The organism is Neptunitalea lumnitzerae (assembly GCF_027924185.1).
Taxonomy (GTDB): domain Bacteria; phylum Bacteroidota; class Bacteroidia; order Flavobacteriales; family Flavobacteriaceae; genus Neptunitalea; species Neptunitalea lumnitzerae.
The window spans coordinates 876,314-890,839 of record NZ_BRVO01000002.1 but is presented as its reverse complement, the minus strand read 5'-3'; the positions used below and the strand labels follow the sequence as shown (position 1 = coordinate 890,839).

The 14,526-nt window shown below is 34.3% G+C and carries 12 protein-coding genes and 3 tRNA genes; 11 read left to right on the top strand and 4 right to left on the bottom strand.

What is annotated here, in order from left to right; translation table 11 throughout:
• Window positions 1-22 precede the first annotated feature (22 nt).
• Genes Y10_RS11140 through Y10_RS11115 form a run of 6 tightly spaced genes read left to right on the top strand, consistent with a single transcriptional unit; the run spans window position 23 to window position 5,205 of the window.
• Window positions 23-469 (top strand): helix-turn-helix domain-containing protein, encoded by a 447-nt coding sequence (locus tag Y10_RS11140; protein WP_281765464.1) that lies wholly within the window; start codon window positions 23-25, stop codon window positions 467-469.
• Window positions 459-869, top strand: a complete 411-nt coding sequence (locus Y10_RS11135; RefSeq protein ID WP_281765463.1) for a hypothetical protein — start codon at window positions 459-461, stop codon at window positions 867-869. The genes Y10_RS11140 and Y10_RS11135 overlap by 11 nt, the downstream gene beginning before the upstream one ends.
• Window positions 859-2,340, top strand: coding sequence for a DNA primase family protein (locus tag Y10_RS11130; RefSeq protein WP_281765462.1), 1,482 nt, complete (start codon window positions 859-861; stop codon window positions 2,338-2,340). The genes Y10_RS11135 and Y10_RS11130 overlap by 11 nt, the downstream gene beginning before the upstream one ends.
• Window position 2,341: 1 nt before the next feature.
• Window positions 2,342-3,727 carry a DUF6965 family protein gene (locus tag Y10_RS11125; protein ID WP_281765461.1) on the top strand — a complete coding sequence of 462 codons (1,386 nt, stop codon included), beginning with the start codon at window positions 2,342-2,344 and terminating at the stop codon, window positions 3,725-3,727.
• Between the two features lie 43 nt (window positions 3,728-3,770).
• Complete coding sequence (locus Y10_RS11120; RefSeq protein ID WP_281765460.1) at window positions 3,771-4,355, top strand: hypothetical protein; 585 nt, start codon at window positions 3,771-3,773, stop codon at window positions 4,353-4,355.
• A gap of 55 nt (window positions 4,356-4,410) precedes the next feature.
• Entirely contained in the window at window positions 4,411-5,205 is a 795-nt protein-coding gene (locus Y10_RS11115; RefSeq protein WP_281765459.1) for a hypothetical protein, read from the top strand.
• Between the two features lie 93 nt (window positions 5,206-5,298).
• Here the strand turns inward: Y10_RS11115 and Y10_RS11110 are convergent.
• From Y10_RS11110 to Y10_RS11095, 4 genes are all read right to left on the bottom strand, one after another.
• Window positions 5,299-5,372: transfer RNA gene (locus Y10_RS11110), tRNA-Arg, on the bottom strand.
• Between the two features lie 17 nt (window positions 5,373-5,389).
• A tRNA-Pro gene (locus Y10_RS11105) sits at window positions 5,390-5,464 on the bottom strand.
• A 33-nt stretch (window positions 5,465-5,497) separates the two neighbouring features.
• A tRNA-Ser gene (locus tag Y10_RS11100) sits at window positions 5,498-5,581 on the bottom strand.
• A gap of 143 nt (window positions 5,582-5,724) precedes the next feature.
• On the bottom strand, window positions 5,725-7,764 hold the full coding sequence (locus Y10_RS11095) for an HD family phosphohydrolase (protein ID WP_281765458.1): 2,040 nt from the start codon (window positions 7,762-7,764) through the stop codon (window positions 5,725-5,727).
• Window positions 7,765-7,888: 124 nt separating this feature from the next.
• On the opposite strand from Y10_RS11095, the gene Y10_RS11090 reads away from it, so the two are divergent.
• From Y10_RS11090 to Y10_RS11070, 5 genes are all read left to right on the top strand, one after another.
• Window positions 7,889-9,067 carry an acetyl-CoA C-acyltransferase gene (locus Y10_RS11090; protein WP_281765457.1) on the top strand — a complete coding sequence of 393 codons (1,179 nt, stop codon included), beginning with the start codon at window positions 7,889-7,891 and terminating at the stop codon, window positions 9,065-9,067.
• A gap of 72 nt (window positions 9,068-9,139) precedes the next feature.
• Window positions 9,140-9,886 (top strand): C40 family peptidase, encoded by a 747-nt coding sequence (locus Y10_RS11085; protein WP_281765456.1) that lies wholly within the window; start codon window positions 9,140-9,142, stop codon window positions 9,884-9,886.
• A gap of 184 nt (window positions 9,887-10,070) precedes the next feature.
• Window positions 10,071-11,120, top strand: coding sequence for a formylglycine-generating enzyme family protein (locus Y10_RS11080; protein ID WP_281765455.1), 1,050 nt, complete (start codon window positions 10,071-10,073; stop codon window positions 11,118-11,120).
• A gap of 61 nt (window positions 11,121-11,181) precedes the next feature.
• Complete coding sequence (locus Y10_RS11075; protein WP_281765454.1) at window positions 11,182-13,269, top strand: S9 family peptidase; 2,088 nt, start codon at window positions 11,182-11,184, stop codon at window positions 13,267-13,269.
• A 77-nt stretch (window positions 13,270-13,346) separates the two neighbouring features.
• Window positions 13,347-14,387 (top strand): PLP-dependent cysteine synthase family protein, encoded by a 1,041-nt coding sequence (locus tag Y10_RS11070; RefSeq protein WP_281765453.1) that lies wholly within the window; start codon window positions 13,347-13,349, stop codon window positions 14,385-14,387.
• The last annotated feature ends 139 nt before the right edge of the window (window positions 14,388-14,526 follow it).

The following is a 14,526-nucleotide window of genomic DNA, read 5'->3' as shown; positions in this document are numbered from 1 at the left end:
AATATTAATAATCTTATAGGGTTTGACTGGGGTTGATAATATCCCTATTGCAACCCTGCAAACGTCAAAAATACATTGCAAGAAATTTTTAAAAGCACTTGTAATGGAACAAAATTTATCTTTTGACCAGTTACCTAAAGCGGTAACGATGCTAACAAAAGAAGTTAGCGAATTAAAAAGTCTGTTATTAGCTAAAAAAGCACAGACAGAACCTAAACAAACCGAAACATGGTTTGACCTCAACGACCTTGTAAAGTACGATCCTGAAAAACGTACAAAGCCAACTTGGTATTCCAAAATTTCCCGTAATGAAGTACCATATTACAAACGTGGTAAAAAAGTCTATTTCTTAAAATCTGAAATTGATGAATGGTTAAAAACAGGCAAGCGTAAAACTAATACAGAAATAGAACAAGAAGCGCAAGAATTTTTGTCTAATAAAAAGAAAGGGTTGCACTATGGAAAATAACCAAAAGAACAACCCGAAGAGCCACGGGCAAAATACAAAAAAAGAAGCACTTTTAAGTTACTTAGAGAGTTTAAAAAAATTTCCAAATGTTTCAGAGCATAAGATGATTGCTAAACAATTTGGAGTGTTAAATTACCAGTCCACATTTAAAAAAGAAGCAATAAACAGGGTTTTAAAAGTTACAGAAAAAGAAGCTCAAACAGCTTCAATGATTGAAAGTAAAACCAATGTGAAGCAAAAATACTTTTGTAGATTAAAATCTCAACTTGTTAATCAAAACAAATTACAAGTTGTGTTTTTAGGACAATGTAAAATCACATTAAGCAAAGGCGTTCAGTACGTATCAAGTGACAAATCTCTTTTTAATAACCTCTTAAACAATAAGAACAATGGAAATTAAAAAGATCAACCCAAAGTTTGAGGATTTGAATACGCCTGAAGCGTTTGTAAATCATATCGGAAAGCTAACAAATGCTAACCTTATTCCGCATACCCAAATCCTAAGTAAACTATTAGAGCAGTTTAAAACTGTAGATTTTGAAGCATTGGCAAACCCTCACGGTGTAGACGACTTTAAACTTAAAAGAAATCATTTGTTAGTGCTTTCAATTGAAGAAGTTTTTAACGTAGCTAAAAGCAATGAATGGGGACTATGTAAAAACCATGATTTTATTTATTTATACAATGGTAGTTATTGGAGTGAAGTAGATAAAGAAAGCTTTCAAAAATTCTTAGGCGAAGCATCCGAAAAAATGGGGATTGAAAAACACACCTCACGCCATTATTTATTTAGGGAGCAGTTATACAAGCAGTTTTTAGGTACGGCATATTTAGAACCTAAACTAGCTTTACCCAATGAGGTATTTATTAATTTATTGAATGGTACTTTTGAGATTAACAACAAAGGCACGCAGTTACGCCCTTTTAATCAATTAGATTTTATAACCTATCAATTACCATTTGAATACAACCCAACGGCAAAAGCCCCTTTATTTGAAGTATACTTAAACCGTGTATTACCAGATAAAGAACGCCAAAAGGTATTGGCTGAATATTTGGGTTTTGTGTTTGTTAAGCATGGTAACAATAGGCTTAAAGAAGAAAAAGCCTTAATACTTTACGGTACGGGCGCAAATGGTAAATCGGTATTTTTTGAGGTGGTTAGTGCTTTGCTAGGTAGTGAAAACACAAGTAACTATTCATTACAAAGTTTAACCAACGATAACGGCTATTTTAGGGCTAAGCTTGCTAATAAGTTGGTAAACTATGCCAGTGAAATAAACGGTAAGTTAGAAAGCTCTATTTTTAAACAGTTGGTTTCAGGCGAACCCGTAGAAGCACGCCTACCCTACGGGCAACCTTTTACATTGAAACAGTATGCAAAGCTTATCTTTAATTGCAATGAGTTACCTAAAGATGTAGAACATACAAACGCCTATTTTCGTCGATTTTTAATAATTCCGTTTGACGTTACCATACCACCCGAAGAACAGGACAAAAGATTGCACAATAAAATTATTGAAAATGAGCTTTCAGGCGTTTTTAATTGGGTGTTAGATGGGTTACATAGGTTATTAGAACAGAAACATTTTACAGAATGTGAAGCCGTTAATATTGCTATTGAACAATACAAAAAGGAATCCGATAGCGTTAAAATGTTCTTAGATGATTTTGAATATAAAAATTCAGTTGACGAATATACCAAAATGGTTGACCTATACCGTCAATACAAAAGCTATTGCTTTGAGGACGGTTTTAAGCCCGTAAACAAAACTAATTTTAAAAAACGTCTTTCGGGCTATGGTGTAATTTTCCATAGGTTAAACGTGGGTAATGTTGCCTATGTAAGTAACGGTAACCCCCCTTTTTAGTATGAATACTCAATACAGTTACATATTAGAAAAAGGCAGTAAAAAGCATCTTTGCCCCTCATGCGGTAAAAAACGTTTTGTTAGGTATGTAAATACAGAAACAGGCGAATATTTACCGCATACATACGGGCGATGCGATAGAGAGATTAATTGCGGTTATCATGTTACCCCATACAAAAATGAATATGACAACAACACAATTATACAGACCTCAACAAGAAAGCTAATACGCCAAAAGATAGCAGTACAAAAAGCGGTTTATATTCCTGATGAGGTGTTTAAAAGCACTTTAACAGGATTTGAAAAAAATTTGTTTATTCAAACTTTACTCACAACCGTTGCTTACCCTTTTGAGGTTGCCGACATAGAAAAAGTAATTGCACTTTATTACTTGGGTACTGTTACTAAAACGGGCGCTACTACATTTCCTTTTATAAATACTTTTGGTAGGGTAGTAGCTATACAAGAAAAGATTTTTGATAGTAACAACCACACCGATAAAACTAAAAAGTATCATACTACTTGGTTACATACTCGTTTACAATACACGCTATACAGAAATAAGCCATTACCTAAATGGTTAGAAGCTTATAATAACAATGAAATAAAGGTTTCCTGTTTATTTGGCGAACATTTGTTACACAAATACCCTTACAACCCCGTTGCATTGGTAGAGGCACCAAAAACGGCTATTTATGGTACTTTGTATTTTGGTTTCCCTGAACAACCTACCAATTTACTTTGGTTAGCCGTGTTTAATTTGAGTAGTTTAAATTTAAAGAAATGCCAGGCGTTAAAAGGTAGAAAGGTGTTTTTGTTTCCTGACCTATCCAAAGGTAGTAAAGCTTTTGAGTTATGGAATACCAAAGCCATACAGCTACAGAAGCAACTACCTAATACCTCTTTCATGGTTTCTAATTTGTTGGAACAATTAGGAACGGAACACGACAAAGAACAGGGAAAAGACATAGCCGACTATTTAATACAATACGATTGGCGAAAGTTCAGAAAAGAAAATACAAAACAGTTGCCCGAACCTTTACCAGTGGTAACCTCAACCAGTGAAAAAAGTGAAAATTGTGAAGCTCCAAAAACAACTTATTTTTCTTTTGAAAGTCCTCTAAATATTGATGAGGTTGAGAAAATCAAACGAAATGAACTACCTAAAAGAGAAAATTGGCAAAATGAGATTGAACTATTAGAGATTTTCTTTAATCAAACGGAATTACCAAAAGCAGCTATTCAATTAAATAAAGGCTCTAAAATCTTTGATGTACAAAAGTTTATTTCAAGCCATTTAAGCACCGTAAAAGCAAATAATGGTATTACGGTTTACTTACCCTATCTAAACCGATTACAACAGCTAAAAGAAGTATTAACCCTGTAATGTTCCCTAAAGATTTAGGTTTCATTCTTTATACAAATTTATCATGCCTAAAACACATACATTTCCAACTTTATACGATGAGGTTAAACAGATAAATATTAGCAATCTTAAAAAATGGGGGTATTTACAGCCTAACCAAATTAAAAGCAGTGTTATATCATGGAGTTGCAACGGCGCTAAAACGGGTAGCATTAGTATATTGGTTAACACTACAGATGTACCTTTTATCGAATTGAATTATAATAGCAACGATAAACCTAGACATTACCGTGTTTATTTAATACAATACCCCTCTAATTTAGGTAAGGGGTTTATTTGGTATTTCATTTGTCCGCAAACAAATAAGAAATGCCGAAAGCTTTACTTAGTAGACGGATATTTTTTGCACCGTGAAGCCTTTAAAGGGTGTATGTATGCAAAGCAAACCCAAACTAAAAAATGGCGTGAAATAGAAAAGGTTTACGGCTCTTATTTTGACGAAGAAAAGCATTACAAAGAATTACATAGTAAACACTTTAAAACACACTACAACGGCAAACCTACCAAACGGTATTTAAAATTGATTGCAAAACTTAAAGAAGCTAATAGGGTTAGTTGTGAAGATATTGAGAGGTTGTTTTTTATGTAAATCCGTATTGTAAAACATTTATTCTAAATTAGGGTTTATTAATAAATAATTTACAATGAAAAGAAAATTCTATGTTATAGATAAGGATAACACTATTCTAAAACAGATAACAGACAATGAAAAAACACAATTAGATAAAGCAATAAATGAAATAAGCGAAAACAATATGCGTAATTGGGGATTTATTTTTATAAATCAGAATTATAGATCCTTATTTATTGAAAGTAATAAGTTGTTTTCAAAATTGTCCAAAACTCATGTAAATAGCTTTGAGGAAATGGAAGAAGCTACTAAATTATTAAACTATCATTTCTTTAACTACCTTTCTTCTATAAATACATTTATTGACCACACTACAAAGTTTATTACTAATCGCTATAAGGAAAAAAAAGAAGTAATAACAGAATTTAAAAAACTTACAAACAGGATTTATGATAGTCATTTTGAATATCGCTTACTGTATTCACTAAGAAACTACACACTACACGCTGGATATTCGATTTGTACCATAATTGTAAAACATAATGAAAAACAAGTCTCATACATTCCATGTATAAATAAATCTTCTTTATTGGAAAAAGGAAAGAAATCCTTCAATGCTATTTTAAAAAAGGATTTCGAGTTACAACCTCAGCAAATACCAATTTTCGAATTAATTAAAAAATCTATAAATCACTACAAGGAGATAAACAATTTCATTGAAGAACTTATTAAAGATAGTAACATCGAAAACAAACGTACTCTCAGGGAAATTTATGGAATAAAAACAAACGAAAGCATTATTAAAAGTTTTATGATAGATAATGGTAATGAAAAATTAGTTTTTGCAATACCATATCAATATTTATAACTAAATACACCCCTTAAAAAGATATTGTGTTACAAAAGTGTTACAAAACTTAAAAAGCACCTACAGTTAAACTGTAAGTGCTTGATTTTTAAGTGATCGCGACAGGATTCGAACCTGTGACCGTCTGCTTAGAAGGCAGATGCTCTATCCAGCTGAGCTACGCGACCAGTATGTCATTTTTTTGTCGGGGTGGCAGGATTCGAACCTGCGACCTCCTGCTCCCAAAGCAGGCGCGATAACCGGGCTACGCTACACCCCGTCGACAATTTTAAAGAGTTATCAACTCTTTCTGCGGAGAGACCGGGATTCGAACCCGGGGACCAGAAACCCGGTCACAGCTTAGCAGGCTGCTGCATTACCACTCTGCCACCTCTCCTTTGGCTATTCTGTAATAGAACGTGCAATTCTTATTTTGCGGTTGCAAATGTAGCAGTTCATTTTATATACCGCAACTATTTCTTGTCTTTTTTTTAATATTTTTTCTCTTTTTTTTCTATCTCTATGAAAAACAGTAAACTACTATTCGGGGTATTCTATGCGTAAATGGTAAATGTTTACCAATTTCTGCTTTAGTATCTTTTTTATCTGCTCAATTTCTTTAAAAGTAATGTTGGCATTTAAAAACTGTCCTTCGTCCATTTGCTTGTTTATAATCTTTTCTACAAACATATCTATAACCCCATAAGTAGGGTTTTTAAGGCTCTTAGAGGCCGCTTCTACAGAATCTGACATCATAAGTATAGCGGTCTCTTTTGAGAACGGTATAGGCCCTGGGTATCTAAAATCTTCCTCTTTGGCATTTTCAGGGTCGGTATCTACTTGTTTCTTGTAAAAGTAATATACCAACGAGGTTCCGTGGTGGGTACGTATAAAGTCAATAATTCTATCAGGGAGATTATTTTTCTTAGCCATAGAAATTCCATCTATCACATGGTTAATGATAATAGAAGCACTTTCTTTAGGTTCTAACTCGTCATGCGGATTCATAGAACCTTTTTGGTTTTCGGTAAAAAAAGTAGGGTTGTTCATTTTACCAATATCGTGGTATAGGGCTCCTACACGTGCTAGCATGGCGTTGGCACCAATTTCTATGGCAGCCGCTTCTGCCAAGTTAGCCACTTGTAAGGAGTGATGAAACGTACCTGGTGCCTTTTCAGAGAGTTCTCGCAACAATCTAGAGTTGGTGTCTGATAGTTCTAATAACGATACATCAGAGTCTAAACCAAATAGCTTTTCGTAAATGTAAATTAGTGATTGTGCAGATACTACGGTAATTAATCCGTTCAGTAAAAAGAACCCAAAAATCCATAAGTTTTCAGTGTTAAAATCGCCCTCACTAATAATATAAAATGCAAAATAAGCAATAAGGTACACCAAGGTAATTTGACCTACCGAAATAAATAAAGAAGCTCTTTTGTACAGTTCAGATACCGTAATGATGGTTACAATTCCGGCTATTATTTGTATAAATATATACTCAAAACTATTGGGTACAATAAACCCTAAAAGCATAATGGTAAGTACGTGCACAAAGAGGGCAGTTCTTGAGTCAAAAAATGCTTTTATAATAATGGGTAAAATGGTAAGCGGAACTATGTAAATGTATAATACATTGTATTTTATAGATAAGCTGGTTAAGAAAACCATAAATACAATGTTTAAAAATATAAAAGTAACCTTCGTGTTGTTATTGTAAATAGAGGTTCTGTTCTTTTTCAAAAACATGAGTAGCATTAACAGGGTAAGACCAATTAAAACCACATACCCAATTACAATGTAGGTATAACTGCTTTCGCTCCACAATTGCGATTCGTATTCTTTTTTTAATGAGTTAAGAATGTTGAATTTATCACCTTCAACAACTTCTCCTTTAACAATAATAAGCTTACCAGCATCTACAGTACCACGGGTGTACGATATTTTACTAAGGGCTTCTTCTTTAGCTTTCTCGGTAAAATTTTCGTTTTTAATTACGTTGGGTTTTAAAACATCAAATAGCAGTTCGTAAATATTATCGGTATAAGATACATAAGGTTCTTCTTTAAACGTATTGGTTAAAAAGTTATGTAACTGACTTATTTGAAAGATGTTTTTGGTATTGGCTTCTTTTACCTGGTTTCCTTCTCTAATTAGGTTAATGGTTCCTTTATCATTCTCGGGGAACGACATTACCACGCCTTTTTTGTAGATGTCTTTAACCGTAGTATTAATTTTCGTTTTAACCGTAGCAGGTACACTATCGGCAAAATAGTTACTGTACACATTATCAATATCGTTTAGTACAATAGCTTCTACTTCAGCATCGTAATTGTAATACGGATTTACGGTTTTAGTTACTTTTTCTTTCTCTAGGGTAATCTCTTCGTCAGATTTGTGAATAGGAAAGTCAAAGGGGGCTAATAAGTTTTCGTATTGCCACGGTTTTCCTTTCTGAAATTCATATTTAAACTGACCTCCTTTGGGAAATAAATATAAAATTCCGGCTGTGGTGGCTATGTAAAGAAAAACTTTATAGACTAAAGATTGATTTCTGTATAATTGGTCTGATATTTTCTTCATTAAGGCTTTGTATGAACTTCAAAAATAATTAAAAATACTTAGTCTGTGGCATATCAAAAACAGAATATGCCCATGAGTTTCGCTTTTATTTAATTAAATTCGCAAAACATAAAAGATATATAAAATGGCTAATAAAGTTGTTATAGTTGCCGCGGCACGTACTCCCATAGGTAGTTTTATGGGTAGCTTGTCGGGTATCCCGGCTCCTCAGTTAGGAGCTATTGCTATTAAAGGCGCGTTACAAAAAATTAATTTAGACCCAACCTTGGTAGATGAGGTGTTAATGGGGAATGTGGTTCAGGCTGGTGAAGGTCAGGCCCCTGCAAGGCAGGCTGCTATTTTAGCAGGTATCCCTAACACGGTACCTTGTACTACGGTAAACAAAGTTTGCTCTAGTGGTATGAAAGCCGTAATGCAAGCGGCACAATCCATTGCCTTGGGCGATACCGATGTGGTAGTAGCTGGTGGTATGGAAAACATGAGTTCTATACCGCATTATGTACCTATGCGTAACGGGGTTAAATTTGGACCAGCTACTATGGTAGATGGTATGCAAAAAGATGGTTTGTTAGATGCGTATAGCAATGAGGCTATGGGTGTTTGTGCAGATGCTTGTGCGTTGGAGTATGAGTTTTCTAGAGAAGACCAAGATGAATTTGCTATTACCTCTTATAAAAGATCGGCAGCTGCTTGGGAAGCTGGTAAGTTTGCAGATGAGGTGGTGCCAGTAGAGGTTCCGCAACGTAGAGGAGAACCATTAGTGATTAGTGAAGATGAAGAATATAAAAATGTAAAGCTTGAAAAAGTACCCATGCTACGTGCAGCTTTTACAAAGGATGGTACGGTAACCGCTGCTAATGCATCTACCATTAATGATGGAGCAGGAGCTGTGGTGTTAATGAGCGAGGCAAAGGCAAAAGAGTTAAACTTAGAGCCTTTAGCAACTATTACAGGCTATGCAGATGCAGCACATGAGCCTGAGTGGTTTACTACTGCACCGGCAAAGGCATTGCCAAAAGCTTTGGCAAAAGCTGGTAAGTCTTTAGAAGAGGTTGACTTTTTTGAATTTAATGAGGCTTTTTCGGTAGTAGGATTGGCTAATATGAAAATTTTAGGACTTTCTGCAGATAAGGTAAATGTAAATGGTGGGGCAGTATCTTTAGGGCATCCGTTAGGGTGTTCTGGGGTTAGAATTATCATTACTTTATTGAGTGTTTTAAAACAACAAAATGCTAAAATAGGAGCAGCTGCTATTTGTAATGGTGGTGGTGGTGCTTCGGCAATAGTACTTGAGAAAAATTAATTTATTAGAGGAATGAACGCTTTTATATATCTTTGGGGTGTATAAAAGCGTTTTTTAATTTAAACTTAATACATGCAATTTGGAATTTGTAACCTTAGTATTGTTCCGTTACGTTTAGAGCCTTCTGATGCTAGTGAAATGGTGTCTCAGGTGTTGTACGGCGATCATTTTAAAGTACTCGAGCAAAGAAAAAAGTGGAGTAGAATAAGGTTGGCATTTGATAAATACGAAGGGTGGATAGATAATAAACAGTTTGTGTTGGTAGATGATATTACTTATTCGCAAATTGAAAACAGAACACCTGCGTATTCTTCTGATATTATTGAGTTTGTAGAAGCGCAACAACAATTGGTGCATATTCCGTTAGGGGCTGTAGTAAGTAATATAGATGTGCTGAATGCACATTTTGAGGGCGAAACCATTTCTGGGGTAAGCGCTAAAGAGGCTATTGTAGCTACTTCTTTTAAATATTTAAATACCCCGTATTTATGGGGTGGTAAAACACCGTTTGGCATAGATTGTTCTGGCTTTACGCAAATGGTGTATAAAATGAATGGATATAGCTTGCTTAGAGATGCTTCACAGCAGGCTACACAAGGGGAGCCGTTGAGCTTTATTGAAGAAAGCGAACCTGGTGATTTGGCATTTTTTGATAATGACGAAGGACAAATTATCCACGTGGGTATTATGATGGAGGATAATTATATTATACACTCTCATGGTAAGGTAAGGATTGATAGAATAGACCATTCCGGGATTTTTAATATAGATTTAAAGCGTCATACTCATAAGTTAAGGGTTATAAAAAAGATTATATAAAATTTTAGTACAGGATGTTTATCCTGTATTTTTTTCCTGATAATTAGCGGTTGTTTTCTCGGTGTTTATAATTCTGTTTTTTAAAATGAACTATAAATGCAATTCTTCTTGGTAAGTTATGTGTTGCGATAATATTGGTATTACTTTTGCAGGGTGCTAATTAAATATGATTAAAAATAATTAGATGTTTAAAGGGTTTATTATTGCGTTTATAGTTTTGCTTGGTTTTAGTGCAACGGCACAGCTAAGTGAGCTAAAAAAAGATTTTGTATTTGTAAAAGGAAGTTCAGATACCATACCTGTGTATAATCCTGATTTTTTTGGTAGTGAAGAAGATACCTTGCCAGAATATTTAGTGGATGAGTTAAAAGACTTTTACATAAGTAAAACCTGTGTGAGTATAGCAGATTACAAGAAGTACTGTGAATATACCTTTAAAAAAATGCCTGATGCACCAAAGTGGGGTTGGGGAGATGAAAGCAAGCCTATGACTAATATTAGCTATAAAGATGCGGAGGCTTACGCTGAATGGATTGGAAGTGAGTATAATGTAAAAGTAAGACTACCGCACCAAACAGAGTGGGTGTTTGCAGCTAATGGAGGAGATTTTGTAGACCCGGTATATTTTGATACGGTTTATGATGATGTTACCACTACTGCTGTGTTTAAGGATAATGCTGGTGATGTACCTAAATGTGTATCGTGTGGAAAAGCGAACAGTTTGGGATTGCACAATATGCTAGGAAATGTTTGGGAATGGGCTGATGGATGGTTTTACAATGCCAATGATGATGCTCCTGAAACTGACGAAGAAAAACACATGATAGTAGGAGGGAGTTATCTTTCTCCTAAAGAAGATATGTTTTATCAAAAAGCCTTAATGATACCCGAAAGTGCGCAACAAAAAGATATTGGTTTTAGGTTAGCTATTAGTAAAGTAGACTATGAACAAGCTGAGCTGCTTGAAGAGTTAAATGCTATTAGGGTTAAAATATGGAAAAAAGACAACATTGTTTTTTCTTTAAAAGGAATAGAATTTTTGGATGTAGATAAAGTGTTTTTATGGAATGATGAGCTGTCATTTGAGCAAGTTAATAGTGTAGTTGTAATAGCAAATACAGACGGTAGTGGTTCTTTGCCTTATAGCGAGGAGTTTGCTGATGATGTTCTAAAAATGAATAAATATTTCACTACTTATCTGATAAACTTTCTTGATGAGCAAAAAGTAGAATAAGAGTGGTAGTTTTTTAACTAGGGGCAATGTGTTACTTTTGTCCTTTAAAAAATAAAATTAAATGGAAATAAAAGCTCCTGTAGCAAAACAAGTTCCTGAAACTTTAGAAATACATAATGATGTTCGTGTTGACAATTATTTTTGGATGCGATTATCAGATGAACAAAAGGAAGCTGAAACGCCCGATAGTCAAACCCAAGATGTGTTAGATTATTTGAATGCTGAAAATGATTATGCCGATGCGGTAATGGCGCATACCAAAGATTTTCAAACAAGTCTTTTTGAAGAAATGAAAGGCCGTATCAAAGAGCAAGATGAGTCGGTGCCTTATAAATACAACGGATATTGGTATATTACTAAGTATGAAGAGGGAAAAGATTACCCTATTTACACCCGTAAAAAAGAAACTTTAGATGCTCCTGAAGAAATTATGTTTGATTGTAATGAAATGGCAAAAGAGCATAGTTACTTTAAGTTGAGTGGTATAAATATTAGTCCTGATAATAAATATGCTGCCTTTGGTGTTGATACTGTAAGTAGGAGAATTTACGTAATTAAGATTAAAAATCTGGAGACTGGTGAAATACTTCCTTATGAGATAGTTAATACTACAGGTGGTAGTACTTGGGCTAACGATAATAAAACCTTATTCTTTACCCGTAAAGACGAACAAACTTTAAGGTCTAATCGTATTTTTAAATATAAATTAGGCGAAGATACTGCAGCTGCTAGTTTGGTTTTTGAAGAAACAGATGAGTCTTTCTATGCGTTTGTATATAAATCGAAGTCTAGAAAATATATCATTATTGGTTCTACGAGTACGCTTACTTCAGAATATCAAATAGTAAAGGCAGATACTCCTGATGAAGATTTTAAACTGTTTCAGCCTAGAGTACGAGGTATGGAGTATAGTATAGCACATTATGATGATTCGTTTTATATTATAACCAATGCAGATGAGGCAAGCAACTTTAAGTTGATGAAAACCAATGAAAATACTACTGAAAAGGAGTATTGGACAACTGTAATGCCGCATAGAGAAGAGACTTTACTAGAGGATATAGATATTTTTAAAGACTTTTTAGTAATTAGTGAACGCACAAACGGATTGAACAAAATTAGAATTCAGTCTTGGGATGGTGCTACCGATTATTACTTGCCTTTTGATAACGAAACCTATACCGCATATACTACTTTGAATATAGAGTTTGATACTAAAGTGTTGCGCTATGCGTATAATTCTTTAACAACACCAAGTTCGGTAGTAGATTTTGATATGGTAACCAAAGAGAAAACTGTACTAAAAGAGCAAGAGGTGCTAGGAGGTACATTTGATAAAGATAATTACACATCTGAAAGAGTATGGGCCACCGCAGCTGATGGTACTAAAGTGCCAATTTCTTTAGTGTATAGAAAAGATACTCCTAAAAATGAAGCAACTCCTTTGTTATTGTATGCTTACGGGTCTTACGGATCTACTATAGATCCTTATTTTTCTACCATACGTTTAAGTTTGTTAGACAGAGGCTTTATATATGCCATTGCACATATTAGAGGTGGGGAGTATTTAGGAAGACAATGGTATGATGATGGTAAATTATTGAATAAGAAAAATACATTTACCGATTTTATAGATTGTGCTAAGCACTTGGTTAAAGAAGAGTATACTTCGCCTGCACACTTGTATGCTATGGGCGGATCTGCCGGTGGTTTATTAATGGGAGCTGTGGTGAATATGGCGCCAGAATTGTTTAATGGAGTTATAGCAGCGGTACCTTTTGTAGATGTAGTGTCTACTATGTTAGATGAAACTATACCGTTAACTACGGGAGAATTTGATGAATGGGGAAATCCTAAAGATGCTGAATATTACAAATATATCAAGGAGTATTCACCATACGATAATGTGGTAGCGCAAGCATATCCTAATATGTTGGTTACTACTGGTTATCATGATTCTCAAGTACAATATTGGGAGCCTGCAAAATGGGTGGCCAAGTTAAGAATGTTAAAGTTAGATACTAACAGCTTATTGTTAAGAACTAATATGAAAACGGGTCATGGCGGGGCTTCCGGGCGTTTTGAGTCGTTAAAAGAAGTGGCAGAAGAGTATGCTTTTTTATTAGATTTGGAAGGTATTGTACACTAATTAAAAAAAATAAATTACATTTGTATGGTTTTGTGGTTTTAAAAAATTTAATGAACCATTACCCTAACAATAACAATATGGAACATAAGATAGATGCTTATAACAACGTATTAGAGCTTGTAGGCAAAACTCCACTGATTAAATTAAGTAAAATCACTTCAGAGTTTAAAGGCAATTTTTTCGCCAAAGTTGAAGCTTTTAATCCAGGGCACTCTTCAAAAGACAGAATAGCGCTTCATATTATAGAAGATGCAGAAAGAAGAGGGATTTTAAAACCTGGAGACACTATTATAGAAACTACTTCTGGTAATACAGGTTTTAGTATAGCAATGGTAAGTATTATTAAGGGTTATGAGTGTATTTTGGCAGTTAGCTCAAAATCATCTCCTGACAAAATTGATATGCTTAGAGCTATGGGAGCAAAGGTATATGTGTGTCCTGCACACGTAAGTGCTGATGATCCTAGGTCTTATTATGAGGTGGCAAAACGTTTACATGAAGAAATTAAAGGGTCGATTTATATTAATCAGTACTTTAATGACTTGAATTTAGAAGCTCACTACAAAAGTACCGGACCAGAAATTTGGGAACAAACGAAAGGTCAAATTACACATTTAATTGCTTGTAGTGGTACAGGTGGTACAATTTCTGGTACTGCTAAATATGTTAAAGAACAAAATCCGGAGGTAACCGTTATTGGTGTTGATGCTTATGGTTCTGTGCTTAAAAAGTATCATGAAACCAGAGAGTTTGATACTAATGAAATTTATCCATACAGAATTGAAGGTTTAGGGAAGAATTTGATTCCTACTGCTACCGATTTTGATGTAATTGATAAGTTTATTAAGGTTACAGATGAAGAAAGTGCACATACTGCAAGAGAAATTTCTAAAACAGAAGGTTTATTTGTAGGGTATACTTCTGGTGCAGCAATGCAAGCTATTAAACAACTGTCGGAAGCTGGCGAATTTGATGAGAATAGTGTTGTAGTAGCAATATTCCCTGATCATGGTTCAAGATACATGAGTAAAGTGTATAGTGATAAATGGATGGCAGATCAAGGTTTCTTTGATAGTAAGAATGTTGAAGAGGCACAAAAGATTGAATACATAAAATAATTGAATTTTATATATTATAAAAGCAACCCTTTTGGGTTGCTTTTTTTATTGTTAAAACATTGTTAACTTATTGAAATCTAGAAGGTTTGTTGTTTTAAATATTGTGTTTAAGCTTTTCTCTTAGTGTTTAAAGGCGTTT